Below are 25,557 nucleotides of genomic sequence, written 5' to 3'. Positions count from 1 at the left end.
GGAGAATCGGGATTGAAAAAACTTATTTCACTAACTGTAAGCGCTATGATGCTGTTATCGCCTTTCGCCTTCGCAATTAATGCGCCGGCATTAAATTTAAAGGTTGACGCAGTTTCCGCCGCTTCCGAAGAACAACCGGCGGCAGCGACACCGAAACCGGCCGCAACGCCTAAACCAACCGCTAAACCGAAAGCAACTGCAAAACCAAAAGCGACAGCCAAGCCGAAAGCGACGGCTAAACCAAAAGCGACGGCTAAGCCGAAAGCAACGGCCAAACCGAAGGTAACTGTGAAGCCGAGCGCGAAACCAGTCGCGAAGCCTGCCGCAGCAGCCAAACCGGCCGCAACGGCCAAGCCCGCTCCTAAAGTGACGGCCAAACCGAAAGAAAGCGCCAAACCGGCAACCGTCAGTGCAAATGTATATCAAGACGGCGTGTACGTTGTTTATGGAAACGCTTATTCCAAAGGCACCGAAGGCGCCAAGGTTACAATCAAGAACGGCAAGATCGCCGATATCGAGCTGCTCAGAACGAGCCCCAAGCTGATTGACAGAGACGCCCGCAACAACTACAGCGGTGTGTGGGTTGCCTATGAGCTGATGAAAGAAAGACTTCTGGGCAAGACAAAAGAAGGCGCTGCCAAGGTCGATGCGGTATCCGGCGCCACGCGTTCGAGCAACGGCTGGAAGCTGTCGGTGGACAGAGCGTTTGTAAGAGCGCTGCAAGTGAAGCCGAAGGGTGTTGTATACTTTGCCGGCGAACACATGGGTGTCGATCCGGAAGGCAAATACGCCGTATTCTCCACTTATGACTCTGCCAAACTGACGGGAGTCAAAGTCTACCCGCTGAACAGCGTGGGCGACATCATTGAAGAAAAAGCGTTTACGCCGGAACAGGCGGCAGCGGTTGCAGCCATTACTCCGGCTCTGCTGGCGAAGGGAACGGCTGCACAGCCTGCCGCCGGACTGGAAGCGGATTTTAAAGCGGCAGTCAATGCTTTCTGGGACGCCGAGCAGAACGCACTCATCAATAATACAAGCAAGTACATTGACGGTTTCTATTCCTCTTACGGCACGGCAAGAAGCGTAGGCGTGGAAAGAGCCGACATTATCATCCGCAACGGCAAACTGGTCGATGTGAAGCTGTACCGTCTGGGAAGCAACCTGCTGGACAGAGGAAAGACGGCTTATGCCAAAGTCGTGGAAGCCAATGCTCCGATGACCGCGAAGCTGCTGGCTAACGGTTCATACATTGCGAACTACGACGAGAAGGTTGACGGCATTTCCGGCGCAACCGAAAGCAGCCACGGCTGGAACCAGTCTGTGGAAAGAGCGTTCGAGAAAGCGCTGAAAGTTCCGGCGAAGGGTCAATATTTTGACGGCAAATTTGCCGGTGTAGACAATCAGTCGAAAGTGCTGCTGCTGGTTGATATCGCTTCGGATAAGGTTACAGGTGTTACCGTAAGCTTGTTCGGTGCTGACAAAAAGCTGATCGCCGCCGACAAGCTGGCCGATGAGCAGAAAGCTCTTGTTGCCCAATTGACTAGCGGCCTGCTGGATAAAGGCGTACAATTCGCCGATATTGCCGGACAGGAAGCCCTTTCCGCCGCGGCCAAAGCGGCTTTGGCCGATGCCTTGGCGAACGCGTCCAAGACGCAGGGAGTCTATAAAGACGGCACCTTTATCGCTTACGGCGACGCTTACGACAAAGGAACCAACCAGGCTAAAGTTACGCTGCGCAACGGCAAAATCGTTGACCTGGCTCTGTACCGCCTGGGCATGAACATGGTTGACCGCGGCGAAGCCGCATATAAAGAAGTGGTTAAGGCCATTCCTCAGCTTACCTCTGAGTTTTTGGCGGCAGGCACAAGAGAAGGCGTTCAAGAGGTTGATGCCGTCTCCGGCGCGACAAGCAGCAGCAATGCTCTGAAAGCCGCCGTTGACCGGGCATACGGCAAAGCGGAAATTACGGAAGCTTACAAAGCGGCCTATTTCAACGGCATCTACATCGGGGTGAGCGCTGATAAATCCGTGAATGTCATGGTAACTGTCAAATACAACGTTCCGGTGAAGATGGTTGTCTACTATCTGGACGAAAAAGGCAGTGTAAAAGCGAACGATAAACTCACAAATGACGAGAAGGCCGTAAAGAGCGAAATCGAAACGCCTTCGTATGACAGCTTGCACAAGTACGGCTACAGAGCTGCGGCATTCGGCGTGAACGATGCCCAGAAGGCAATATCCGCCAAAGCGGTGGAAGCGATCAAGGCCGCGCTCGAGAGTGCAGGCAAATAACGGGCGCAAGCCCTAAGTTGAAGGAGCTGTTCCCGGGACCATACCAATGGACCGGGAACGGCTCCTTTTGTCTTTATTGCCGCCGTTTGAAGGGATTGCAGCCTCCGATGTCAAAGTTAATGGGGATCGAAGAAGGTTTAACTTAGGTAGGAGGCTCACCATGAAACAAATTAACCAACTGGCGCCACAGGACGAATTCATCGGCTTTTATCTGTTGCGGGAATTGACGGTCAAGCAGACGAACGGCAATCCTCCCAAAGATTATTTTGATATTGTGCTATGTGATTCCAGCGGTCAGCTGTCCGCGAAGTACTGGGATGTATCGACTGCGGATAAAGAGACTTTTTTTCCAATGGGACTGGTTAAAATTCAGGGCATTGCCCATTTATACCGGGAGAAGCTGCAGGTCAAGATCATTAAAATGAGACTCGCGACGGAGGAGGATGGGGTGTCGCTGACCGAATTTATCCGCTCCGCGCCCATCCGGCCGGTCGATTTGATTCATGCGATCAAGCAGGCGATGAATGCCATAAGTGATTCGGAAATTCGGACGATTGTTGCGTATTGTGTGGGCAAGGTGGAGGAGAAGCTGATGCATTATCCGGCGGCCAAGACCCACCATCATGCTTATTTTGCCGGGCTGGCCTACCATATGACGAGAATGCTGGAGATTGGCGATTTTCTTTGTAAACAGAGGCCCTTTCTTAACCCCGATCTGCTCAGGGCGGGCATTATTTTGCATGATATCGCCAAGCCGGAGGAAATGATCGCCGAGCTCGGCATCGTCTCGGATTACAGTGTCCAGGGCAAGCTGCTGGGCCATATCGCGATGGCCTCGAACTGGATTACGGAGGCGGCGATCCGCTCCAATATCGATCTGCAGTCCGCGAAGGTTCTGGCGCTTCAGCATCTGGTACTGTCACATCACAATCTCGGAGAATGGGGAAGCCCGGTACAGCCGCAGACAGCCGAGGCGGTGGCGCTGCACCATATCGACGCGATGGACGCCAAGCTTCAGATGGTAGAGGATGCGCTGGATACAACGCCGGAGACCGAAGAGTGGACGCCGATGATCCGCGGGCTGGAGAATAAGGCCGTATACCGGATGAAGCTGTAGCCCGGGACGGCAAAATAGGCCGGGGCAAACGCCAGACAGGAATTAGTCCCCGGAAGCAGGGAAAATCTCCGGCTGGACCAGTCACGCAGATAAAAGTTATCCAGTGGAATTCTTAGCAGCCGGACTTGGAAGCCGGGAGCCGATCATGAATCGGCTCTTGGATCAGAGTCCGGTTTTAGTTGTGGAGACACTCGGAAGCAAGAAAAAAGCATAGCAATCCATAAGCATCACTAAACATGGAATATAAAGTAACACTTACTTGACGCAAATTTGTTGGAATCTCGTGCAAAAGAGACGTGAATTGATAAGAAAATAAAAAAATCAATGATTTTGGTATACAAAATACCGAAAAACTATTCATCAACTATGAAAGTTGTGTTACAATCCTTTCGAAAGTAAGTTAAATCCACAGAAGAAGAGGGATGCTGATGATCACAATGTCGCATGTAGTGTATGGTTTAGTGACTTTGAGTGTCATTCTGGTCATGCTGTTTAAACGGGGAGTTGTCATTCCGACTCTGATCGGTACCTTCCTCATCGGCTGGATTTACACGGGCAGCTCGATCAGCGGTTTCAAGACGGTGTTCAACGCGAATTTGACGGCGGCCAGAGAACTGTTCGTCATCTTTCTGATCATCACGTTCATGGTAGCGCTGCTTGGATCGATGCGGGACATCGGCGCTGACCGCCGCATGCTTCAGCCAATTCAGAAATGGATGGTTAACGGTCACATGGCTTATTTTCTCCTCGCCGCCATCACCTTCATCATTTCCCTGTTCTTCTGGCCGACACCGGCTGTTCCTCTTATCGGTGCTCTGCTGTTCCCGGCGGCGATTCGCGCCGGACTCCCCCCAATGGGCGCGGCAATGGCCGTGGCGCTTGCCGGCCAAGGCATGGCCTTATCCTCCGATTATGTGATGCAGACTGCTCCCAAAATGAGCGCCACAGCGGCGGGAGTAGCCGTCTCCTCGGTCGCCGACAAGGCGTTAGTGCTGTCACTCATTACCGGTGTAATTGCCATTGGCGGGTCCTATTTGATGATTCGAAAATCCATCAGGAAGAAATCTTTCGAAACAGCAGATTCATCGCTGGTCTTTGGAGAAGCCGGCAGAACGCAGTATCCGGCACAGGGCGTTCCAGCCGCCGCTATTACATCGGACGAGCCTGCAGCCAAGGTTCTCTCCGTGAATGCTTCCGCTTCAGGTTCCGTCAGATTGGAAGATTCGGAGCTGTCGGCCGCCTATGCGGAAGCAGCGGCGGCAGTCGACACGCTGGATCCTTCCATGATGAAATGGTCCAAGCTGTTCGCCGTCCTTGTCCCGCTTGCCATGTTCGGCGTCATGGCAGTCATGGTTGTGAGCAAGTTCTCAGGCAGCGGCGGAGCGCTGATTGGCGGCGACGGCGCGGCATTTATCGGCGGCGTAGCCGTGATGCTGCTCATTATCTGCAGTACGGCATTCCACAAAGTTAAGGCGCTGGACAGCATCGGTGACCACTTGGTTGAAGGCTTCGTATTCGCTTTTAAAGCGATGGGGCCGGTTATTCCTATTGCCGGATTCTTCATGCTCGGCAGCGCGGATTTCTCGGGAGGCATTCTGTCGCTTGGGGAAGGCGCGACTCCTCCGGCTTTCCTGTTCGATATGGTATCTGCTATGCAGCAGTATATTCCTTCCAGCACCATCCTGACCGCGTTCAGCATCCTGCTCATCGGCATCCTTACGGGTCTCGACGGATCGGGCTTCTCGGGACTGCCTCTTACGGGCTCGCTCTCCGGAGCACTTGCCGAGCATGTGAATGCCGATCCTTCCACGCTCGCGGCGATCGGTCAGATGGGAGCCATCTGGGCGGGCGGTGGCACGCTAATCGCCTGGTCGTCACTGGTTGCCGTTGCGGGATTTGCGGGCGTATCGGCCATTGAGCTGGCGCGCAAAAACTTTCTTCCGGTTGTTGTCGGATTAATTGTCGCTACAGTGGCCGGTGTTCTGCTCTGGTAGCTTGGAAAGAGGATTTCGATCGTGGAATAGATCATCCAGTATCCTGGCAGGGATCGTCCGAAGAAGAAGCCGGACGATCCCGGAGGCCGGATCACATCCAGGAGGATAAGCGGTTGTTCGCTTTCGCATCCGCAGCCTGGCGGCCGGCCTGCGCAGCGATTCGAGGCAGCAGCTGTTCAGCGGACTTGCTGATTACATCCGCAATGGTCACGGCCATGTCGGCGACGAAGGTAAGGCTGGTATGCTCCAGCACCTTGTGGTTCAGATCGGGATCAAAGTTATTAACGATTCCCTTTAAATGAATATTTCCGATTTCGGGCAACTGCTTGTCCAGGCTTGCTCCGGGCTGCAGGGCTCCTTCCACCAGTTGTATGGTGCCTACCTTGTAATACCGGCCCAGGCAGGAATCTACGGCAATGATATAAGGGCGCTTATGTTCCTTGTTGATCCGTGACACCAGCTTGGCGAGATTGAGAGAGTGTACGGGCTTCTCCAAAGTGCCGTAAATGGCAATGCCGGGAGTGCTGCCGAACCGTTTCTCCAGCCGGCTTCCGACCAGCGGCCCCAGCGTATCTCCGGAATAGCGGCAGGTTCCGATCCCGACCACGACAAGCTCATCGTATTCCGGGCCCTTCAAGAAGTGCCTGAGCAGCGCTTTGGACAAGTAAGCTGTCGTTCTTTTTTCAAGATAATGACTGTTTGTTACCATGATGATCAGCTACTTTCTTGTTAACAGGTTTTAGAAAGCTTCTATTATATAATCGTATCGGCAAAAAAAGACCGGAATGCATGCTTTCATTGTATGGATAAATTCGGCAAATAGCCAGACCCGAAAGTCAGGTTAACCGGTTGCCTAACCGGTCTTGAGACTCAAGTGTCCGGAGCTCGGAAGGCTAAAAGAAACTGCTCCTTCTTTTTTCGCCATTTGGTATACAATATACCATAGAAATTTGAACATGGAAAGGAGTGCCGTTCATGCCGGTTACCTATTTATTAACCCAGATGACGTGGCCTGAAGTGGAGGAGGCGCTAAAAACGGTAAAAATAGCCATTATTCCGTTAGGAGCCCATGAACAGCATGGCCCGCATATGGCAGAGAGCTGTGATGCCGTGTTGGCCGAAGAGATGGGGAAGCGGCTGACCGAGGCGCTGCACCCGCTCGCTCTGATGACTCCCGTCATCAATATGGGGGTGTCTCCGCATCATTTGCATTTTCCGGGAACGATCAGTCTGGAGCCTGCAACACTAATCGCCATTCTCCGGGATATGGTGTCATCGCTCCGGAACTATGGCATCCGGAATTTTCTCGTACTGAACTCTCATGGCGGCAACCAGTCCACACTTGGGGTCGCTGCCGGAATACTGTCCACGGAGCTGGATGTACGGTTCATGTATGCCAAGACGACCGCTTCGGCCAAGGATGTGATGGACCGGCTGATCGATTCCAGGCTGTACGGCCACAGCTGCGAGCGGGAAGTGTCCGAGGCCTTGTACTTGGCCCCCTGGCTCGTGCGACAAGATAAGCTTGCATCCGGTGATATCCGTGAGGGAGATTGGCGGAAGCTTCGGCCGGGAAATCCCATACAAGGTTTTTATTATTATGAAGAAATGACCCGAAATGGCTGTATCGGAAATGCCCCGGCAGGCAGTCCCGAAATCGGGGAGGAGATTGTGGAGACGGCGGTTTCGCGTCTGGCCGCCGCCGCCCGCGAGCTCATAGAGCCATGATGAAGGCGGTCCGGCTGCTGATGGCTGGGGCGATGGCGGGCTATATCTGGAATGAGCTCGCGCCGGGCCGGGCGGCAGGGATTGTGCTCTCCGTATGCAGTCTGGGTGCCGCGGCGCTGCTGCCCGGCATCGTCAAGGGCATACCGCGTCTGCTCGGCCTGCTGTTTACAACTGCCGGAGTAGTCATGTATGCCCGGCACGGAACGGCCTGGCAGGAAGCGATAAACGGCTTTGGCCGCATGCTGAATGTCATCACGCTGCTCACGATCGTTCCGATCGTCTCGCTTCCGATTGAGCTTGGCGGCTATGCGCGCCGCATTCAGACTGTCATTCGCAGCAATATTAGGCATACAGGGCCACTCTATATCGTGACATCGCTTCTGTCCTTTGTACTGAGCGCGTTTATGAGTCTGGCCACGCTGCCCATGGTGTACCGGGTAATCCGGCCGTCGGTCGATTTATACCCCGTTGAACATAAGGAGAGATTTATGAGCCGCGCCATCACGCATGGCTACAGTATGCCTTTCCTATGGACGCCGGTGGCTCCGATTGTGGGTGTTGTTGTAGAGATGACCGGAGTGAGCTGGGGCCGGATGCTTCCGCTCGTCATACCGTTCAGTCTGCTTGGCCTTGTTCTGGATTGCGGGATGGGCCTCGCAATCGCTGGTCGTCACAGACGACGAATGGCTGCACCGGTTCTGGCGGTGCCGGCTTCCGGCTTCCGTTCCGCGGATATTCAAAGGGCATCCGGGCTGAAGAACGATGTCTGGCTGCGCGGCATCGGCGCGGGAGACGGGCCGGCTGTGTCCGATGGGGAGCTCCGGACGGCTCACAGCCGGCCTAAACAGCCTTGGAGTTCGGATGCTGAGGACCCAGACGCCGCTGCAAGTATCGTTGCTGCAGCTGAGGCCCCTGAGAATCCGTCATCACCGGATCTCTCAAGCCCGCAGCGGGGGAGAAATCCATTTCAGATACTGCTGGCAATGGCTGTCTTCGGGCTCTCGCTGCCGCTTCTTCAGGCCGTCACCGGGCTCGGATTTTTGCTCTTGGTAACGCTGTTCACGATCCCATTTGCACTCATGTGGGCGGTTTTCATTTCGGAAGGACGAACGTTTGTCGTCAACATCCGGGAGCTTCTTCCTATGCAGCTGCTGCGCATGAAGGATCAGTTTCTTGTGCTGATATGCGCCGGATTCATGATTTCCGCGATTGAGAGTACAGGAGCCGGTCTGACGGTTAACGCCGGAATTTCCCTGCTTGGCGGTTTGGTTGGCGAGCATCTGTTTCTGGCTCTGATTCCCATGATCCCCTTGGCTCTGTCTATGGCGGGTGTGCATCCGGTCGTGGGAACCGCGCTGACTGCCGGCGCGTTGAATCCGGCACTTTTGCATGTACCGGTGGAGCTGACGGCGATGGCTATGCTTGTTGGCGCTTCCTGCTCCTATATGCTGGGACCCTATAACGCTACGGCCGGATTGATGTCTTCACTGTCCGGGGAGACACCGCAGCGGATCTCAAACTGGAATGCGCCGTTTACCGCCGTCTTTCTGCTGACGGCTATGGTGTTTCTGTATGTTAGTTCGATGTAACCAATAAAGACAGCTGCATAAAAATACTTAAAAATTTCAATTTTTAGATTGACAACACTAAAGGATGTAAGCAATAATAACGGCATAACCCAATTTGGTATACAATATACCAAATAGAAGTTAAGAAATCCGACATGGATTTTCCGGACAACCCGTCCGGTCTGCCGGCAAGATGACAGAAGCATTTTGCCGACAGCCAGCCCTGAGACTAAACCATCAGGCTGCGTAACCGTTTCGAGTGAACCCCCTTTAAAAATGGAGAGGAGAGATTTCAATGGCTCAAACGATCAGCAAACCCCGCTTTCTGAACAAAGAGGAATTCCGGCATGCGCTGGAGCAGGCAATTGAAGGCAACGCGGTTGCCAAGGCTCCCTTTACGACCATGTGGGCGAACGGCGAACTCACCAAGGATATCTTTGCCAGATGGGTGGAACAGCATTATGCCTATGTCGGTCCTTTCGCCGATTATCTGGCTTATATTTATGCGAACTGTCCGCATGAGGACGCCAAGGATTTTCTGCTTCAGAACATGTGGGAGGAAGAGCTTGGCGGAGACCGGCACACCGATCTGCTGATCCGCTTCGGCGAAGCCTGCGGGACTAGCCGGGAGAAGGTCGAAGCGATGGAGAACCTTCTGCCCGAGACGATCGGACTTCAATCCTGGTGCTACCGGATGGCGTTCCGCGAGAATTTCCTGTACGCAACGGCAGCGCTCGTCGTTGGCCTGGAATCTCAGGTGCCCGCCATTTACCGCCGCCAAACGCCGACGCTTCGCGAGAAGTATGGTTTCACGGATGAAGAGGTTGAATTCTTCGATCTGCACATCGTATCCGACGAAATTCATGGCGAACGGGGATATCAGATTGTGCTTGAATACGCCAGAACAGCGGAAGAGCAGCAGCGGTGCATTGAAATCGTTGAGGAAGCGACAAAAATGCGCAGAATGTATCTGGCCGGCATTTCCCGTGAGTTCTGCGGCAAGTAACTTGGCAGGATGACCGCTTGTAACCGATATTGGTACAGAAAGGAGCGCCTGACATGACAGTCAAAGCGAGGCTGGCAGTGGAAACATACAGAAATCTGGTAAATGGTGAATGGACCGAATCGCTGGGCGGTGAAACCTTCGACAGTGTTAACCCGGCGGATACGGAAGATGTCGTCGGACGCTTTCAAGCCTCTGTTCCTGAAGATGTAGAGCGTGCAGTCGCCGCGGCAGAGCGCGCCTTCCGCACCTGGAAGGACGTTCCGCCTTCCCGGAAGGCGGCGCTGATGTTCAAAGCCGCGGACCTGCTGGAAGCCCGGCTGGAGACGCTGGCGGCGGAACTGACACGCGAAGAGGGCAAGACGCTCTTAAACAGCATGGCGGAGGTGAAGCGATCCGTACAGACGTTGCGGTATTACGCCTCGGAGGGTATGAACGTTGCCGGCGCGACACTTCCCTCGGACGATCCTGCGACATTTGTCTATACGAAGAAGGAGCCGCTCGGCGTTGTCGCCGTGATTACGCCTTGGAATTTCCCGCTGTCCATCCCGGTCCGCAAAATCGCTCCGGCACTGGTGACGGGCAACACAGTCGTCTTCAAACCGGCATCCGATACGCCGCTTGTCGCCTACCGGCTGGCGGAGGCGATTCACGAGGCAGGGTTTCCGCCCGGCGTCTTCAACCTCGTAACCGGCTCCGCCTCACAGGCAGGCAAGCCGCTGACCTCCCATCAGGCCGTCAAGGCGGTAACGTTCACCGGCTCGACCGCCGCGGGAGAGCAGATTCAGCGGACGGTCTCTCTTTCGACCCGGACCCAGTTTGAGCTTGGGGGCAAAAATCCGTTGATCGTCCTTGACGACGCGGACATCGACTTTGCGGTTGAGTTGGCCGTGAAAGGCGGCTTCGAGCTGACCGGTCAGGCCTGTACCGGGACAAGCAGGGTAATCGTCATGGAAGCTGTGCACGACGCTTTTGTCGAGAAACTGATAGAACGGACGCGCACTTTGACGGTAGGAAGCGGCTTCGACAGCGCTTCTGAAATCGGGCCCCTCGCCAACCGCAGCCAGCTTGACAATGTGCTGTCCTATATCCGGATAGGCCAGGACGAAGGAGCGGATCTGGCGGCAGGCGGAGAACGCCTGACCGGAGGGGATTATGACAGGGGCTATTATGTCCGCCCCGCAGTCTTCACCGGCGTCAATCCCAAGATGCGGATCGCGCAGGAGGAAATTTTCGGACCGGTCATTTCCGTCATCAAGGTCAAGTGCTTTAACAAGGCGCTGAAGGTGGCGAACGGGGTACAATACGGATTGTCAGCATCGATCTGTACGGCAAGTCCGGAGCGCATCCAATATTTTATCGACCATATGGATTCCGGACTGGTGAAGGTCAATGCGCCAACAACCGGCAATGCGGTCAATGCGCCGTTTGGCGGACTGAAAATGTCGGGAACCGGCACTTACCGCGAAGCGGGAAGGGCGGCGCTTGATTTCTACCTTCGGGAGAAGACGGTATACCAGCAGGCGCGTCCTATCAAATTCTGCTGTTCGCTGTAGGATTAGCGAAGGAACAGTAATTCCGGATTCGTCTGCCAACAAATGCTGCTCTGGACAGAAGATTATGATTCCAAAAATAGACGGAGGATAGTGCGATGAGATCGGTACTGAAGCTGGAACTGGAGGAAGCCAGGGTGATGATCGAGGCGGCGAAGGAAGCCTCCCGGCGGGTCAATGCCCTTGAATCGATCTGTGTGGTCGATGACGGCGGGTATGTGGTCGCGCTGGAGCGGATGAACGGCGGACGCATCACAGGTCCTGAAATCGCGATTGCCAAAGCGTTCACGGCAGCCGGCCACAAGCGGTCGACGCATCTGTTCAATCAGCCGGGCGGTCCCGCAAGTCCGACAGGCGAGGCTTTCGGCATCCATGTGATGCTGCCGGGCAAATTCGCCATCTTCGTCGGCGGCTTTCCGGTTGTTGTCAACGGGGAGGTGGTTGGCGGCATCGGCATCAGCGGAGGCAATGGCGAACAGGACACTGCAGTCGGAACGGCTGCGCTTGCCGCGCTGCAGGAGCACCTCGGCTCCGCTTATGAGGTGCTGACCGATGCGGATATCAAGAAGTAGCCGCTTCGCTGAAGGAGGAGAATGGAAGAGTCTGGCAGCAGGGTTGAAAACCGAGTCTGTAATCTATAATATTATAGGAAAATCTACTCGGGGGTATACCATATGCCAGTCGTTTGGAACAGTGCAGAAATCACGCCGATCCGTGACAAAGTTTATGAATATATCAAACAGGCGATCGTGCAGGGCCAATACAAATCCGGCGATCGTATCATCGAACGGGAGCTGGCCGATCAGCTAAATGTCAGCCGGACACCGATTCGCGAAGCGCTCTTTCGGCTCGAATCCCAGGGTTTCGTCAAGACGCTTCCTCGTAAAGGCGTAATCGTTTCCAAGCTGACGCCGGAGGAAGTAGTCGAGATCTTTATGATTCTATCGGCGCTGGAAGGACTGGCGATGAATCTGGCCGCCGAGAAAGCAAGCCCTGAAGAACACGCTGAGTTAACGGAGATTATCAAGAAGATGGAGACTGTACTCGCCGAGCAGGATGGCTCGGATGAGCGCTGGAAGTTCCATTTTGAAATCAACGATGTGATCTTCCGCGCGGCGCAGAGTCCACGTCTTACCCAGATGCTGGACGGCTTGTCCGATTATATCCGGGCTTTCGTGGAGCTCGGATATGAACTTCCGGGACGTGGACGCCAGGCAACGGAAGAACATCTGGAGATTGCCAAAGCGGTCCGTGACGGCGAGGCTGAATTGGCCAGTCGCCTGACACGGATTCATCTGGAGAATGCCAAACAAGCTTATCTGCAAGCTTTAAACCATCAATAACACAGCAGCCTGTCTTCCTGACATTCCTGGGGCATGGCTGCGGGAATAGGGAGGACGATCGCTTATGCCCATCGTGAAGCTTCATCAGAACGGCCGGCTGCTTCAGCAGGAGGTGGCGCCGGGGAGTAATCTGGTTGTACTCGCCGGAACGAGGAAGTTCGACGGTCTGTCCTATGGCTGCGGAATGGGGAAATGCACACGCTGCATGGTGAAGGTGCTGAGCGGCGGGGAAACGCTGCCCGAGCCCAACTGGAAAGAGAACAAAATGCTTGGGGACAAAATCCGGGACGGCTACCGGCTGGCCTGCCAAATCTATGTTCACGAGGATCTTGAGCTTGCGCAGGAGAGTGCTGTCCGTTCCCGGGCTGGGAGCTCTTAAAGAGAGCCGAACTTTTAAGGCAATTGGTTAAACGGATAAGACTTAAATAAGGAAGAGGAACGGAGGAACCGGAAATGAGCCAATATGTGATGCTGTCGACGACAGAACGCTACCGGACGGTAACGGACAACCCGAATCTGGAAATGATGGCGAATTACGATTACTACTTTTTCGGGAAGAAGAAGACGACGTTCTCCATCTGCAAAATCAAAAGTCAGGATACCCGCATACTTATTCAAGGGGTTGGTGAAGTTTTTCCGGATAACAGCATTCCGCTGAAGGTGTTCCCCAAGTTCGAAACGACCGAAGAAATCGAGAAGGAAATCTACGAGCTCGATATCGATAAGGACAGCCGGGTTGTCAAAACGGAAGCCCAGGCGCAGCCGGTTTGATCGGGGTTTATTGAAAAAAGCGCAGAGGAGAAGTCCTCTGTGTTTTTTTCATTCTTTGGGCTTTATGTCTGTCCTTAGGCATTCTGTTTGCCGGCCAGCTTCGGAACAGGCGGATCGGATCAGGGCAGAGATATAGGGCCAAACGGTTATACAGGAAGGGCATAACGGACAAAAGGCGCCTTTCGCTGTATGCGGTAGGCACCTTCTGTTTTTTTATTGAAGAAAGGTTATTCCTGGAACTCTTTAGGAGCTGGCTGCGTTAATCCGGCGTTTGGCGATCTTGTCGAGACGTTCAAGGTCCTTGTCTCCCCAAGCGATCGTTACATCTCCGGTAATGAAGGTTTGACATGCCAGCCGGTAGCCCTGATCGATATTATCCTGGCCGAGTCTGTCGATTTCTTTTTTCATCACTTTACTGAGATGCTCCTGCCCGTCGACGACCCTCACCCGGCATGTTCCGCACAGACCTCCGCCGCATTTGTAGGGGACCGAGCCTTCGTAACGAATCGAGGTCCGCAGCAGATTGGCGTTCTCAGCCACTTCAATCGTTTTTCCAGAGGTATCATATTTAATTACCGGCATGTCAGCATCCCTCCCTGTGATAGTAAGACAAGTATACCATAAATATTTGGTATATGGTATACCAAATACCGTTTTTTTGTTATGATGAATAGCAAGAAAATAAAGTCTTTATTTGTACAGGATGCCGAAAGATTAGAAGACAGGAGGAACGGATTTGAGAGTCGGAATTATCGGGTACGGAACGATTGGAACGGACGTGGCAGGCTTCATACAGCGGGGTGAAGCGGGAGAAGCTTCTCTGGCAGCTGTGCTGGTTCGCAAGGGTCTAACCTGCGAAAGTGGCCCTGCGGGTAAAAGCGGCAAGCCGCTGTTCACCGCAAGCTTTAACGAATTTATGGAGCAGGCGCCTGATCTTGTTGTAGAATGCGCCGGACATTCGGCCGTAGCCGCTTATGGAGAACGGGTGCTGCGGACTGCGGATTTCATGGTAGTCAGCGCCGGGGCATTGGCGGATGAAGATCTTCATGGCCGGCTCATGAAGACGGCCCGCGAGAACGGACATCGGCTGGTCGTGCCTTCGGCCGCCATTGCCGGACTTGACCGGATCGCGGCCGCAAGCGTCGGTTACATGGAAGAGGTCTCGCTCATCACGCGCAAACCGCCGAAGGCCTGGATCGGCACGTTCGTTGAGGACAAGCTTAATCTGGAGGGACTGACGGAGCCGGTGTGCGTCTTCGAGGGGCCGGCCAGGGAGTCGGCGAAGCTGTTCCCGGAAAGCGTCAACGTCTCAGCGGCGCTCAGTCTGGCCGGAATCGGCTTCGATCGAACCACCGTTAAAGTGTTCGTGGATCCAGGCATTACGTCCAACCGGCATCAGGTCGTGGCACGCGGCAAATTCGGAGAGCTTCAGCTGGAGGTAGGCAATACGCCCTCGGCGGCTAACCCGAAGACGGGCTACATAGTAGCGATGAGCGTGATCCATAACCTGCGGAAGCTGAGCGGGCCGTTTATGATCGGGTTGTAATCTATAGATTATATGAAGCGGGAGCGCAGCGGGCGAAGACCGGCCATGAAATGGGGAGGCATATCCTGAAAAGGAGCATGCCTCCTCTTCTTATTCTCTGCCCGGCGCCTCGCTGGAGGCTGCCGTTTCGTTATGCTGGAGAAGGGCTTGGGCGGATTCGGATTCCGCAGGGACGGACGCCGATTTGATCCCGGGCCTCTTCCCGGCAGCTTTCGTCTTCTTGCCGGACGGCTTGCGTGCCGGGATCGAGAACGGCGTATAGCCTCCGGAATGCAGCGAGCCGATCCGGCAGCCCAAATCTTCCGCCAGCGCCGCAAGGCCGGAGTGCCCCGCCTGCTCCGACAGCTTCAGCAGGATGACCGCCGCGGCGCGGGCATCCTCCAGCGCGTCATGATGCCGCAGGGGAATGCCGAAATATTCGGCAAGGATATGAAGACGGTAAGAGCCGAGGCCGGCCAGCATTTTTTTGGCGAGCAAATAAGTGCACCAATATTGAAAGGACGGATAGGGCAGAGCGCTCTGATCCAGTCCGTAGCGAAGCACGCTCATATCGAAGGAAGCATTATGCGCAACTACATTTTTCTCATGGATAAGCGGTTCAATGAAGGGCCACAGCTCGCGGAATGTCGGCTGCCCGGCGACCATTTCTGGCGTTATTCCGTGGATGGCGATATTTCGGCGGTCGAATGACTGCTCCGGATTAATCAGCCAGGCCTGCTCGGACACGATCCTCCCAGCCTTCACTTCCACCAGTCCCAATGCGCATGCGCTGGCCCGGCCGGCATTCGCCGTCTCAAAATCGATTGCCACAAAATCCATCATGCAAGCTCCTGTCTTTCTTTATTGGCAGATTCAAAGTTTCCCTTTCTATAAGTATAGCAGACGCGGCTCTGAAAATAGAGCGAGTTACTTCTGCTCTCCCGGAATATCGACGACTTCTTGATTCATGATGACATCTTGGGTGCCGAGCTCCGTCGCCGTTCCGTCCGGGTCGATAAAGCCGTAAGAGGCGGCGCCGATATGGGGCATGACATGAAAGTAGGCGAGACGGTTAGTCAATATGGGTCGGACGCCGCTCTCTTCGGACGCCTTGGTTTCCTTGTAGAACAGAACGCTGTCCGTCTTTGCGCCGCCAACCAATCTTGCCGTCCAAATCAGCTGACTCCGTTCGTTCACCACTTCATAATAAGAGACAACGTCCCCGCTTATGGTCAAGAACCGCCCATATTCGCCTTCCGGAAAATAATAGGTGAAGTTCTGGCCCTCCAGAGAGGATGGCGCCGGTTTCAGGTTCCTGATCTTGCTCACGCGGGGCAGCTGCAGGGCCGCTCTCCGCGCTTCGGTCAGATTGCCGGACGCCAGGCGTTCCTTCAATCTGCTGTCGGCCTTTGCCACATACACCGTACGGGAATGGGAATTCCAGGTCACATAAGCATCCGACGCTTCGGCGATAAAACGCAGCGGAACCATGATGCGCCCCTTTAGCAGGGTGGCCGGCTTGGAAAGCGCGATTTTACTGGAACCGGTGTAGGCCGACTTCCGTCCGGCAACCAAAACAAATGCTTCACTGCCGCTGATAACCTTTACCGTCTTGGTCTGGTTATCCCAGCTTACCGATATTCCCGGAATCTGCCGCACAACGTTTAAGGGGACCATAGTCGTTTCGTTCGTCAGATAGGCGGAGGTTTTCTGCCCGGCAGTACGGTTGTTCACGATGACTTCGATTTCGCCAGCCGCTGACGCTGTTCCTCCCGATATCAATGCCAGGACAAGGACTCCGGCGCAGCCCAAACTTATCAGCTTTTTCATTGCACGAATACCTCCGGTAAAAAGATTCTTTACATCTTAGACGCAGCCCGGTCCAATAAGTTACAGAATCTTACAATAAAAAGCACTCTCCCTGCCAGCAAGGAGAGTGCCCGTATAGTTCCGTAACCGCCGCTCGGTATTGGAAAGCTGTTCTTCGTCTTCGTATTATTCCGAATCTTTCTGCCCGGCGCTCTTCATCCGTCCGCGCAGGCGTTCCAGCTCGGCTGCCGCCTGTTCTTTAACGCGGGCGTCGGCGCGGCCGCCTTCAGTGTCAACAGCCGGAGAAACATTCCGGACCGGAAAATCCCGTCTCGCTTCCCACTCCTGGATTTTTTCTTCCATCCGCTCAAAGCCCCGCGCGGCGGCATGAGTATTCAGGCCGGAGAATGCAGTGCGGCGGGGAGCGGGAATGGAAGTGGAAGCGGGGCCGTCCGGCGCTTTGTGGAGACGCTCGGTGCGTTCGGCAAGCTCGGCTCTCTTGGCTTTCAGCCGGACCCGTTCTTCCTTGGCGGCGGCAATCTCATAGCCGAGCCCCGCCAGAACCTGCCGGGTCTCTTCCAGCCCGGCGGCGCATTCCCGCTCGTTCTCCTTGTACGCCAGCTTCGCCTCAATGGCCTGCTTGGCCTGTTCTTCGTCGCCTCGCTCCAGCGCCTTCAAGGCGTCGCCTTCGCTAAGCTCAGCCAGCATCGCGTATTCTTTCAGCCGCCGCTCCAGGAGCTTGGCTGCTGCCTGCAAATCGCGGCTTTGCTGCTCGGCTTCCTCAATCCGGTCATCCAGATCGCGTAAATATTGCCCGGTCATAATGACCGGGTTCTCCAGACGGTTCAACCCTTCGTGCATGGCGGCTTTCGTCAACGTTGCAATTCTTTCCAAAATACTCATCGGTATCTCTCCCTTTTTTGTATTCAGCATTTTACAAGTCTCTAACTTAGTAATATTGGTGTCCGTCCATGAAGCTTCCTGTCGGTTCGCTCGGAACAATCAGGCTGGCGATCAGATAAAAAAGAATGAACGACCCGAAGCTGCCCAAAGCGACGATTACGGCAACCAGGCGAATAATCGTGGAGTCGATGCCCAGCCACTGGGCCAAGCCCCCGCACAAGCCGCTGAATTTCTTGTCTCTTTCGGAACGGTAAAGTTTTTTCATAATTCATCTCTTCCCTTCGTCATATCCGTTATCTATGCTTTTATTCTAGTGTCTTTAAGGCCGCCGCAAAACGGGCCGGAGACGGTTTTGCGATCTCGACCTTAGACGGGGGAAGGTTCGGCAATTGGACGGGGAAATGAATGGGGAACGTACAAAGCTCTGCAAAACAGAGCTTTTAGTCTGTCGGAAAAGTCTTGATAAGCATTAAGTATTTTTATTTAGCCATAAGCAATTGGTATTTTAAAAGTTATACACTATGCTGTATAGTATAGAATCACAATATGATATTTATCAGATATATGCGGATTTCGGGAGGAACCTATGATCAATGACCTACTTCAACGCCCGCTCAAAGATTTGAGAATTTCCGTCACGGATCGTTGCAATTTTCGCTGCGTGTATTGTATGCCTAAGGAAATTTTCGGGCCTGATTATCCCTTCCTTCCCAAATGGGAATTGCTCAATTTTGAAGAAATAACGAGACTTGCGCAAATATTTGCGGCTCTAGGTGTGACCAAGATACGTCTCACTGGCGGCGAACCGCTGCTCAGAATCGATCTTCCGCTGTTATTAGACAAGCTTGCTTCCATAGAGAGTATTAAGGACATAGCGCTGACAACAAACGGCGTGTTGCTCCCTAAATATGCCGCGAGCTTGCAGGCTGCGGGACTGAAACGCGTATCGGTAAGCCTCGACTCGTTATCGGACGAGCGATTCGGTCATATTAACGGCAGAGGGGTCGGAGTCGAACCGGTTCTTAAGGGAATTGAAGCGGCTTCACGGGCCGGGTTGAAAGTGAAGATCAACATGGTTGTTCAAAAAGGCGCCAACGATCAGGATATTGTTCCGATGGCGAAGTATTTCAAGGACGCTGGACATACGATCCGCTTCATCGAATATATGGACGTGGGAAACACCAACGGATGGAATCTTGACAAGGTCGTAACCAAGCAAGAGATCATTGACAGGATTGACCGTCATGTGATGCCGCTTGAGGCTGTTCCCGGCCAATACTTCGGAGAAGTGGCTTCCCGTTACCGGTATAAAGGAACGGAGCAGGAAATTGGTATTATTTCGGCGGTTTCGGATGCCTTTTGCGGAACATGCACAAGAGCAAGGATTTCAGCGAACGGCTCCTTGTATACGTGTCTCTTTGCCACTGAAGGTACCGATCTCAGGGAACTTTTGCGGTCTGGCCTGTCGGATGAAGAACTGGCGGCCAGGATAGCGTCCGTCTGGAATAACAGGGACAATCAGTACAGCGCGAAGCGGGGGCAGGATACGCATGAAGCAAGCGGCAAACAGAAGATTGAAATGTCTTATATCGGAGGATAGATACTTATAAATCCCGGGCTTTTACGAGAAAACCAGAATCTGCTATCATATAGGCAGGATGTTTCAATGATCGTCTTATATTCGCGCAGAAGCTGACACGGCTCATATGAATAAGGGCGGGTGAAGCTGTTCTTATTGCCTGGAGGGAAGACTCTGATGGACTTAGCTGATAAGCTTATTAAAGAAACGACGACCATGGCTGTATACAGACGGTTGTATGATCTGGTGCTGAGCGGGAGATTTCCGCCGGGTGAATGGATCAGGGAACGCGAACTGAAGGAGATGCTCGGCGTAAGCAGTACACCGATTCGTGAAGCGATGCGCATGCTGGTGCAGGAGCGCATTCTGGAATCTGTTCCCCATCACGGTGTTCGAGTCAAGGAGTTATCGCTGAAAGAGCTGAAGGATTTGTATGAGCTTCGCGCCGAACTGGAGGGAATGGCGGCCAGGCTTGCCGCCGAGCGGGGGAACAGCTCGCATTTCAAGCAGATGGAGAATCTCTTAAATCTGGAGCATGCACATCGCGAGAGTACCGGCCACGCCGTAGATGCCATTGAATTAAATAATCGGTTTCATGATCTTGTTGTGGAGGCCGGCGGGAATCTGGCGCTGAAGAACACCCTGCATCATTTGCGCGCGGGAATTAACTGGATACAGGTAATGGCATGGAATCGGAATAAAGAACGCCATGCGCTTACCGACTACCAGCACCGCGGGATTTGGGAGGCGCTGGTTAATAGGGACCCCCAGCTAGCCCATGCCAGAATGCACGAGCATGTATGGGATACGATCAGCTTAATGCTAAATTCCCGGCAAGAAGAAGCAAGCGAGCAAGCGGGAGAATCGGATCAAGCCGATTGAACAGATTTAGACATGTACCAAGACCAGAAGTTTAGACTTATGGTCCTTGTGTACATGTTTTTTTGTTATGGACATTCATATTGTTTATCTGGAGATAAGTAATTGATATTTAACATTATATATAATATATTTTAAAATTTAAATAAGTATACGATGACAATTCATCGTTGCAAAAAGAAGGTATACCGAGACGAATCGGGTTCCTAACCAACGAGGAGGAATGACATGGGAACAACCATAATCAAACCGGTGGCTAAAAAGAAACTGTTGTTCGTTGCAGGACTTGGCTGGCTCTTTGATGCGATGGATGTGGGCATTATTGCATTCATTGGTGCAGCTCTAATGAAAGATTGGAATCTGTTGCCCCAGCAGATAGGGTGGATCGGGAGCATCAATTCTCTAGGAATGATGGTTGGCGCTCTGTTAGCAGGAATATTTGCCGATCGTGTTGGGCGTAAGCCGATATTATTGGCTACTGTATTATTGTTTTCTCTTGCCAGTGGCTTCTCCGCGTTAGCAACAACATTCACGGTATTTCTTATTCTCCGTTTTTTAATCGGTTTAGGACTAGGCGGAGAGCTTCCCGTATCAAGCACGTTAGTATCCGAAAGCATTCCCGAGAAGCATTCCGGCCGAACCATCGTTTTGTTAGATACCTTTTGGGTTGCCGGATGGATTTTGTCGGCGGTCATATCCTATTTTGTAATACCTAAATTTGGGTGGCAGTCGGCTTTGCTGATTTGCGCGCTGCCAGCCCTCTATACCGTATATTTAAGGCGGGAAATTCCGGATTCACCATCGTTTCGACAACCAAGGCAGAAGAAGCCTTCCATTAAAGAAAATATGAAAGCCATCTGGTCGAGTAAATATGCCAAATCCACGATCATGCTTTGGCTCTTATGGTTCTGTGTTTTCTTTGCCTATTATGGCATGTTTCTCTGGCTGCCGTCGGTGATGGTTCTCAAAGGATTTGCTCTGGTCAAAAGCTTTGGATACGTTCTTGTTATGACACTGGCTCAATTACCCGGCTTACTAAGCGCTGCCTGGTTGATTGATAAAGTGGGACGCAAGTTCGTTATTAGCACCTACTTAATCATGGCGGCCATTTTCGGCTATTTCTTCGGCACTGCGGATTCGCTGTCTATGCTTATGGTATGCGGCATTCTCCTTTCCTTCTTCAATGTAGGAGCAATAGGTACCATTTGGGCCTATACCCCGGAGCAATATGAGTCTAAAATTCGCTCAACCGGTACTGGAACAGCGTCGGCAATTGGACGTATAGGAGGGATTTTAGGACCGTTGCTGCTTGGGTATCTTGTAGCGGCAGAGGTTACCTTCGGTATTATCTTTGCTATATTTTGCGGGTTTATTGTCATCGGTGCTCTCAGTGTACTTCTTCTGGGCAAAGAGACTCGCCCTGATGCATTGGACATGGACGAAGGAGAGACATCTCTAGATCATGCGTTATAAGCTTCCACACAAAAGGGAGCTGTCCCATAAGTAGATTTTCAAAGTCAGAGACAGTTCTTCTTCATTCTAGAAAACGCAAAAAGTCAGCAAAACAGCGATTCTCCGGTTATTGGAGAATCGCTGTTTTGCGTTTTTGGTCCACTGCGGCTTGTTTTAGTACATTATGGGCAAGGGAAAGCCACCCGACCTCAAGCGTCACTTTCTCCATGCCGCGAAGCAGAAATCGCCGGAAGCCCCGGTTGTTTTTCAGTTGTCCAAATACACTTTCGGGCTCTGTCATTCGACGTACGGCCAAGGCGTAACCTTCCTCACTTCGCAGAATTTCCCGAGGCTTTACTTTTCTCTTTATGGTAGCTGCCGTATTTCACCACAGCTTGAATCTTTTTCTTTTCCAGGTAGGCGTAGTTTTCTTCACTGCCGTAGCCTGCATCTGCAATGACCGTCTGTGGGAATTTCCCAAGCATCTGCCTTGCCTTTTCCATATGCGGCTGTAAGCAGCGAGTGTCTGTCGGTCTTTGGTGGAGACTGTAGGCCAAAATAAACTGATTTTCGGTCCCAATCTGTACATTGTAGCCGGGTTTGAGTTGACCATTCCGCATGTGGTCTTCCTTCATCCGCATGAAAGTTGCATCCGGATCTGTCTTGCTGAAGCTATTCCGGTCGCCAAGTAGTGTTTGGTACCGTTCGTACTTCAGCAGCCTTGGCAGCAAATCCTTTCGAAGCTTCCGAACGGCTTTTTTCAGAGGCTTGTCTTTGGGTTTCTCCAATAGCTGGGCTTCAAGTTTCTGCGCTACTTGTTCTAGTTTCTCGCTGCTCATCTCGGAAGACTCGCCAAGTTCAGCAAGGTCTCTTCCCTGGTATTCGTGTTCTTCTTGGTTCTCTGCCGCTTCGATGTCAGCGAACAGGGCATGTACGTTCTCTTGCAGTTTGGCCTTGTGTTTGCTGACAGCTTTGCCCCATACAAAAGTGTAGCGATCGGCGTTCGCCTCGATTTTGGTTCCGTCCACAAAGTAATGCTCCAGAGAAACGTATTTTTCGTCAGCCAGAAACTGAAGCACGGCGGTAAATACCTTTTCGAGGACGTTCTTTATTCGCTGGGCGTAGGCATAGATAATGACTTTGGTAAGCATTTTAGGGTGGTAGCTGTCGCGGCCACCGCCGGGATAGGCAGCGTCAAAGATGGCGTCGTCGAGCCGATTCACGGCTGCGTTAACGACACGAACGAGGTGATGTTCTGGAATGTCTTCTTCCAGATCCATTGGCAAGCAAAGTTGGTCCATTACCAAAAGAGCGATTTCTTTTTTTGCGTTTTTAAGAAACTGTTCCCGCTTAAAGCAGCGGAGAGGACGGAACGATTGTGGAAAAGCGGCAGCGGTCGCCTTTGTGTCCGGATTTTCACCGCCCAGGAGAATGAAAAAAATCTGGACACAACAGCGATTGGAACAACGGTCCGTTCGCGGAGCGTCCACACCAAGCACTCACGTCGATCCTGCTCTAAACAGGGGTGCCCCAAGCAGCCATTTCATGGCTTTTGGGACACCCCCTTTTATAATACCACTCGTTAAGTATATCTTAACAGCTAGACAACCTCTTCGAAGGTCCAGTTATCCTGATTCAAACGAATTCCTTTTTTCAACAGATTCTCTTTATTGCAGGTTAAATAGTAGTTGATTTTATTCAGTTGAATATTCTCCGATAACGGAATGCTGACCATTTCGTTATTTTTTATTTCCTTCTCAAGAATCATAGGGGGAAGAAAGCAGACTCCGTGCTGTTCATGGATCAGGCTTTTGATCACTTCGACCTGGTTGGAATAAAGCTTCTTTTTAAAATCCAGATCCGTTAAATCCGCAATGTTGTTCTTGTAGGGTTCATAGAAGATGATATTCTCTTCTTTCATGCATGTGAAGTTCTCCAGCAAGGGCTGATTCGATAACGGGTGCTCGGTGGGGAGGATCAGGTTGAACTCCTCAGAGCCAAGCGGATAGCTCTGATAGCAGGTGTTCATCATTAAATCGGTTGTAAAGGCGACGTCCACTACATTATCAACCAGTGCTTTCAAAATGCTGGAAGATTCCAGGAAGATCAAATGGATATTCAAATGCTCGTTCAGATTGGAAAGATCCTGAATGACATTATAGATGAGAGGGTGGCTGAGGGGAACCGAGCTTCCGATCGACAACGAGGTGGTATGGGTAATTTCCTGCTTGGCCATCTTGAGCGTATCAATGACGGATTGGGCATGAGGCAGGAATCTTTCTCCCGCACGCGTAAGCTGAACATTTCGCTTTCCTGACTTTCCTCTGGCAAAAAGCTCTTGACCGAGCTCATCCTCCAACTGATTGATGCGGTTGGTTACGGTTGGTTGAGGAACGTAAAGATGTTTGGCCGCCTCTGTAAAATTACCGTATTTACACACGATGATGAAAGTCTCCAGATGCACGATGTTCATGGTCAAGAATTCCCCCCTGATAACACAATGTGGAAATATTAGTAATATGAGTTACAACCTGCAAATCCTTCACGACAACCTCGAAACCTTCTTCTATGTAACAATATATATCATATATAATATTTAGTCCACGGTTTATTAACAATTCAGCCTGATAAAATAGTTATTGTGTAATATAAAGTGACATTTATCATAGCGGTTTAGACGAAAAACACATATAACATGCTTTATTTTTATTTGGAAATAAGGGATTCATATTTAACATTATATATAATGCATTTTATAATCCGACTATACTAACTTTTCAAAACTTAATTTCACAAGTGCAGAAGGGGGATGGGCAAGGAATTTGAATTACCAAAAAAAGAAGAATGAGTATGCGGAACTGCTATCGCTTGTCAAAGAACAATCAGTGACGCAATTTAAAGACGGGTACGACTTTATTGTTAAAAAAATTCCGGATTCGGATAATGACGGCGAACTTGATCCGAGAGTGTTAAGTGTCCTTCAGCAGCATCAGAGTGAAATTTCGGACGATGAGCGTAAATCGGAGCCTTCAGACGGTAGGGCATTTGAGAAGATTGCCCTCCGGATGAGAGCCGGCATGCTCGGTTCGGGCAGCGAGGATATTACGGACACGGAAGTTGTAACCTCCAAGCTTGTCATTAACGGAACGAACGGCACTATCCCAATTCGTATATATAGACCCGGAAACGGAGAGAAACTGCCTGTAGTTGTATTTTTTCATGGAGGGGCATTTATCGGCGGAACGGTGGATGGCGCGGAGAATGTATGTAAAGCTTTATCAGAGAAGGCTGACGCCGTTGTTATCTCCGTGGATTACAGGCTTGCTCCCGAGCACCCTTTTCCGGCCGGATTTGTCGATTGTCTCGATGTGGTGAATTGGACCTGGCGGAGTGCCGAACAACTTGGCATCAACAGGAATCAAATTACGGTTGCGGGCGACAGCGCCGGCGCAAACCTAGCAGCAGCCTGCGCCCTGAAAGATAAGGAATTGGGGACGGGAATGATCAAGTATCAGGCATTGATTTATCCCGTCGTCAATAATGCCGAAGCCGTCACGGACGATTTCAGCTGGAGCATTGACGAGTATATCATTAACAGAAATCACGAGTTTATAATGCCGGGTATTCAGGAAATAAAGGGCAACCTTGAAATCATCAGGCAGGTATACGCGAAAAATTTAGAAGCATCCATACCCTATATCTCTCCATTATTAGCTGAACAGCTAAACGATCTGCCGGAAGCTCTGATCCTGACAGCCGAATACGATTATTTAAGATTGGAAGCTGAAGCCTATGCCAGAAAGCTGTCAAGATGCGGAGTCAAAACCAGGCTGATCCAGTACAACGGCACGAATCACGGTTTTCTGGATAAGCTCGGACTGTACCCTCAAGCGGAAGATTGTCTTGATGAAATTTCCGAAGGAATTCGAAGAATGCTTTGAGTCGAAGTTTAACCACATTCATCATCCCATAATTACTCCGAGATAAGAGAATTGTAAAGATTATGTAATCAATCGAATCGCTTTAGTTCATCGAACATAG

Annotated in this window: 23 protein-coding genes and 1 pseudogene; 16 read left to right on the top strand and 8 right to left on the bottom strand. The window is 52.0% G+C overall.

Going from position 1 to position 25,557, the window contains the following annotated elements; genetic code table 11:
• Window positions 1–12 precede the first annotated feature (12 nt).
• The 3 genes from G5B47_RS08795 to G5B47_RS08785 all read left to right on the top strand — a co-directional run bounded on the left by G5B47_RS08795 (window position 13) and on the right by G5B47_RS08785 (window position 5,403).
• Window positions 13–2,292 carry an FMN-binding protein gene (locus G5B47_RS08795; RefSeq protein ID WP_165096970.1) on the top strand — a complete coding sequence of 760 codons (2,280 nt, stop codon included), beginning with the start codon at window positions 13–15 and terminating at the stop codon, window positions 2,290–2,292.
• A gap of 160 nt (window positions 2,293–2,452) precedes the next feature.
• Window positions 2,453–3,409 (top strand): 3'-5' exoribonuclease YhaM family protein, encoded by a 957-nt coding sequence (locus G5B47_RS08790; RefSeq protein WP_025333863.1) that lies wholly within the window; start codon window positions 2,453–2,455, stop codon window positions 3,407–3,409.
• Window positions 3,410–3,831: 422 nt separating this feature from the next.
• Window positions 3,832–5,403, top strand: coding sequence for a hypothetical protein (locus G5B47_RS08785; protein ID WP_165096967.1), 1,572 nt, complete (start codon window positions 3,832–3,834; stop codon window positions 5,401–5,403).
• Window positions 5,404–5,494: 91 nt separating this feature from the next.
• Here G5B47_RS08785 and yyaC read toward each other — a convergent pair whose 3' ends face one another.
• Window positions 5,495–6,112, bottom strand: coding sequence for a spore protease YyaC (yyaC, locus tag G5B47_RS08780; RefSeq protein ID WP_165096964.1), 618 nt, complete (start codon window positions 6,110–6,112; stop codon window positions 5,495–5,497).
• Window positions 6,113–6,378: 266 nt separating this feature from the next.
• On the opposite strand from yyaC, the gene G5B47_RS08775 reads away from it, so the two are divergent.
• From G5B47_RS08775 to G5B47_RS08740, 8 genes are all read left to right on the top strand, one after another.
• Window positions 6,379–7,131, top strand: a complete 753-nt coding sequence (locus G5B47_RS08775; protein WP_165096961.1) for a creatininase family protein — start codon at window positions 6,379–6,381, stop codon at window positions 7,129–7,131.
• A complete protein-coding gene (locus G5B47_RS08770) occupies window positions 7,128–8,720 on the top strand; it encodes a hypothetical protein (RefSeq protein WP_165096959.1) in 1,593 nt (530 codons plus the stop codon). Before G5B47_RS08775 ends, G5B47_RS08770 begins: the two co-directional genes overlap by 4 nt.
• Before the next feature lie 274 nt (window positions 8,721–8,994).
• Entirely contained in the window at window positions 8,995–9,705 is a 711-nt protein-coding gene (locus G5B47_RS08765; protein ID WP_165096956.1) for a TenA family transcriptional regulator, read from the top strand.
• 53 nt (window positions 9,706–9,758) lie between these two features.
• Complete coding sequence (locus G5B47_RS08760) at window positions 9,759–11,258, top strand: aldehyde dehydrogenase family protein (protein WP_165096953.1); 1,500 nt, start codon at window positions 9,759–9,761, stop codon at window positions 11,256–11,258.
• Between the two features lie 95 nt (window positions 11,259–11,353).
• A complete protein-coding gene (locus G5B47_RS08755) occupies window positions 11,354–11,827 on the top strand; it encodes a GlcG/HbpS family heme-binding protein (RefSeq protein ID WP_165096950.1) in 474 nt (157 codons plus the stop codon).
• A 102-nt stretch (window positions 11,828–11,929) separates the two neighbouring features.
• The gene (locus G5B47_RS08750; protein ID WP_165096948.1) at window positions 11,930–12,598 is read left to right on the top strand and encodes a GntR family transcriptional regulator; all 669 of its coding nucleotides are present in this window, start codon (window positions 11,930–11,932) and stop codon (window positions 12,596–12,598) included.
• Between the two features lie 64 nt (window positions 12,599–12,662).
• Window positions 12,663–12,977, top strand: coding sequence for a 2Fe-2S iron-sulfur cluster-binding protein (locus G5B47_RS08745; protein WP_025333872.1), 315 nt, complete (start codon window positions 12,663–12,665; stop codon window positions 12,975–12,977).
• A gap of 74 nt (window positions 12,978–13,051) precedes the next feature.
• Window positions 13,052–13,369, top strand: a complete 318-nt coding sequence (locus G5B47_RS08740; RefSeq protein WP_165096945.1) for a hypothetical protein — start codon at window positions 13,052–13,054, stop codon at window positions 13,367–13,369.
• Window positions 13,370–13,612: 243 nt separating this feature from the next.
• On the opposite strand, the gene G5B47_RS08735 is transcribed toward G5B47_RS08740, so the two are convergent.
• Window positions 13,613–13,951: a 2Fe-2S iron-sulfur cluster-binding protein gene (locus G5B47_RS08735; protein ID WP_025333874.1), complete on the bottom strand. Its 339-nt coding sequence runs from the start codon at window positions 13,949–13,951 to the stop codon at window positions 13,613–13,615.
• A gap of 154 nt (window positions 13,952–14,105) precedes the next feature.
• On the opposite strand from G5B47_RS08735, the gene G5B47_RS08730 reads away from it, so the two are divergent.
• The gene (locus G5B47_RS08730) at window positions 14,106–14,915 is read left to right on the top strand and encodes an aspartate dehydrogenase (RefSeq protein WP_165096942.1); all 810 of its coding nucleotides are present in this window, start codon (window positions 14,106–14,108) and stop codon (window positions 14,913–14,915) included.
• 90 nt (window positions 14,916–15,005) lie between these two features.
• Here the strand turns inward: G5B47_RS08730 and G5B47_RS08725 are convergent, their stop codons facing one another.
• The 4 genes from G5B47_RS08725 to G5B47_RS08710 all read right to left on the bottom strand — a co-directional run bounded on the left by G5B47_RS08725 (window position 15,006) and on the right by G5B47_RS08710 (window position 17,871).
• The gene (locus G5B47_RS08725; RefSeq protein WP_165096939.1) at window positions 15,006–15,734 is read right to left on the bottom strand and encodes a 3'-5' exonuclease; all 729 of its coding nucleotides are present in this window, start codon (window positions 15,732–15,734) and stop codon (window positions 15,006–15,008) included.
• Between the two features lie 87 nt (window positions 15,735–15,821).
• Window positions 15,822–16,724, bottom strand: coding sequence for a copper amine oxidase N-terminal domain-containing protein (locus G5B47_RS08720; protein WP_165096937.1), 903 nt, complete (start codon window positions 16,722–16,724; stop codon window positions 15,822–15,824).
• 165 nt (window positions 16,725–16,889) lie between these two features.
• Entirely contained in the window at window positions 16,890–17,606 is a 717-nt protein-coding gene (locus G5B47_RS08715; RefSeq protein WP_165096934.1) for a PspA/IM30 family protein, read from the bottom strand.
• A 46-nt stretch (window positions 17,607–17,652) separates the two neighbouring features.
• Window positions 17,653–17,871, bottom strand: coding sequence for a PspC domain-containing protein (locus tag G5B47_RS08710; protein ID WP_165096932.1), 219 nt, complete (start codon window positions 17,869–17,871; stop codon window positions 17,653–17,655).
• Between the two features lie 321 nt (window positions 17,872–18,192).
• Between G5B47_RS08710 and moaA the strand changes: the two genes are divergently transcribed.
• The 3 genes from moaA to G5B47_RS08695 all read left to right on the top strand — a co-directional run bounded on the left by moaA (window position 18,193) and on the right by G5B47_RS08695 (window position 21,537).
• Window positions 18,193–19,206, top strand: coding sequence for a GTP 3',8-cyclase MoaA (gene moaA / locus G5B47_RS08705; protein WP_165096929.1), 1,014 nt, complete (start codon window positions 18,193–18,195; stop codon window positions 19,204–19,206).
• Between the two features lie 156 nt (window positions 19,207–19,362).
• Window positions 19,363–20,067, top strand: coding sequence for a GntR family transcriptional regulator (locus G5B47_RS08700; RefSeq protein ID WP_165096926.1), 705 nt, complete (start codon window positions 19,363–19,365; stop codon window positions 20,065–20,067).
• A gap of 225 nt (window positions 20,068–20,292) precedes the next feature.
• Window positions 20,293–21,537: an MFS transporter gene (locus G5B47_RS08695; protein WP_165096923.1), complete on the top strand. Its 1,245-nt coding sequence runs from the start codon at window positions 20,293–20,295 to the stop codon at window positions 21,535–21,537.
• A gap of 106 nt (window positions 21,538–21,643) precedes the next feature.
• Here G5B47_RS08695 and G5B47_RS08690 read toward each other — a convergent pair.
• Both G5B47_RS08690 and G5B47_RS08685 read right to left on the bottom strand, forming a co-directional pair.
• Window positions 21,644–22,817: pseudogene (locus tag G5B47_RS08690) on the bottom strand (transposase).
• Between the two features lie 299 nt (window positions 22,818–23,116).
• The gene (locus G5B47_RS08685) at window positions 23,117–23,989 is read right to left on the bottom strand and encodes a LysR family transcriptional regulator (RefSeq protein WP_206107302.1); all 873 of its coding nucleotides are present in this window, start codon (window positions 23,987–23,989) and stop codon (window positions 23,117–23,119) included.
• Between the two features lie 349 nt (window positions 23,990–24,338).
• Here G5B47_RS08685 and G5B47_RS08680 point away from each other — a divergent pair, with 349 nt between their 5' ends.
• Window positions 24,339–25,457 (top strand): alpha/beta hydrolase, encoded by a 1,119-nt coding sequence (locus G5B47_RS08680; protein WP_165096919.1) that lies wholly within the window; start codon window positions 24,339–24,341, stop codon window positions 25,455–25,457.
• The last annotated feature ends 100 nt before the right edge of the window (window positions 25,458–25,557 follow it).

Source organism: Paenibacillus apii, assembly GCF_011043685.1.
Lineage (GTDB): Bacteria > Bacillota > Bacilli > Paenibacillales > Paenibacillaceae > Paenibacillus_AQ > Paenibacillus_AQ sabinae.
Note: the sequence above shows the minus strand (reverse complement) of the source record. Positions and strands in the feature narration are given on the sequence as shown.

What these genes read in the sequence shown, in the direction of transcription:
- G5B47_RS08745 (WP_025333872.1), top strand. Translation starts at nt 12,663, where the DNA reads ATGCCCATCGTGAAGCTTCATCAGAACGGCCGGCTGCTTCAGCAGGAG.
- G5B47_RS08685 (WP_206107302.1), bottom strand. Translation starts at nt 23,989, where the DNA reads ATGAACATCGTGCATCTGGAGACTTTCATCATCGTGTGTAAATACGGT.
- moaA (WP_165096929.1), top strand. Translation starts at nt 18,193, where the DNA reads ATGATCAATGACCTACTTCAACGCCCGCTCAAAGATTTGAGAATTTCC.
- G5B47_RS08720 (WP_165096937.1), bottom strand. Translation starts at nt 16,724, where the DNA reads ATGAAAAAGCTGATAAGTTTGGGCTGCGCCGGAGTCCTTGTCCTGGCA.
- yyaC (WP_165096964.1), bottom strand. Translation starts at nt 6,112, where the DNA reads ATGGTAACAAACAGTCATTATCTTGAAAAAAGAACGACAGCTTACTTG.
- G5B47_RS08770 (WP_165096959.1), top strand. Translation starts at nt 7,128, where the DNA reads ATGATGAAGGCGGTCCGGCTGCTGATGGCTGGGGCGATGGCGGGCTAT.
- G5B47_RS08695 (WP_165096923.1), top strand. Translation starts at nt 20,293, where the DNA reads ATGGGAACAACCATAATCAAACCGGTGGCTAAAAAGAAACTGTTGTTC.
- G5B47_RS08725 (WP_165096939.1), bottom strand. Translation starts at nt 15,734, where the DNA reads ATGGATTTTGTGGCAATCGATTTTGAGACGGCGAATGCCGGCCGGGCC.
- G5B47_RS08760 (WP_165096953.1), top strand. Translation starts at nt 9,759, where the DNA reads ATGACAGTCAAAGCGAGGCTGGCAGTGGAAACATACAGAAATCTGGTA.
- G5B47_RS08740 (WP_165096945.1), top strand. Translation starts at nt 13,052, where the DNA reads ATGAGCCAATATGTGATGCTGTCGACGACAGAACGCTACCGGACGGTA.
- G5B47_RS08785 (WP_165096967.1), top strand. Translation starts at nt 3,832, where the DNA reads ATGCTGATGATCACAATGTCGCATGTAGTGTATGGTTTAGTGACTTTG.
- G5B47_RS08700 (WP_165096926.1), top strand. Translation starts at nt 19,363, where the DNA reads ATGGACTTAGCTGATAAGCTTATTAAAGAAACGACGACCATGGCTGTA.
- G5B47_RS08765 (WP_165096956.1), top strand. Translation starts at nt 8,995, where the DNA reads ATGGCTCAAACGATCAGCAAACCCCGCTTTCTGAACAAAGAGGAATTC.
- G5B47_RS08750 (WP_165096948.1), top strand. Translation starts at nt 11,930, where the DNA reads ATGCCAGTCGTTTGGAACAGTGCAGAAATCACGCCGATCCGTGACAAA.
- G5B47_RS08755 (WP_165096950.1), top strand. Translation starts at nt 11,354, where the DNA reads ATGAGATCGGTACTGAAGCTGGAACTGGAGGAAGCCAGGGTGATGATC.
- G5B47_RS08775 (WP_165096961.1), top strand. Translation starts at nt 6,379, where the DNA reads ATGCCGGTTACCTATTTATTAACCCAGATGACGTGGCCTGAAGTGGAG.
- G5B47_RS08735 (WP_025333874.1), bottom strand. Translation starts at nt 13,951, where the DNA reads ATGCCGGTAATTAAATATGATACCTCTGGAAAAACGATTGAAGTGGCT.
- G5B47_RS08790 (WP_025333863.1), top strand. Translation starts at nt 2,453, where the DNA reads ATGAAACAAATTAACCAACTGGCGCCACAGGACGAATTCATCGGCTTT.
- G5B47_RS08715 (WP_165096934.1), bottom strand. Translation starts at nt 17,606, where the DNA reads ATGAGTATTTTGGAAAGAATTGCAACGTTGACGAAAGCCGCCATGCAC.
- G5B47_RS08710 (WP_165096932.1), bottom strand. Translation starts at nt 17,871, where the DNA reads ATGAAAAAACTTTACCGTTCCGAAAGAGACAAGAAATTCAGCGGCTTG.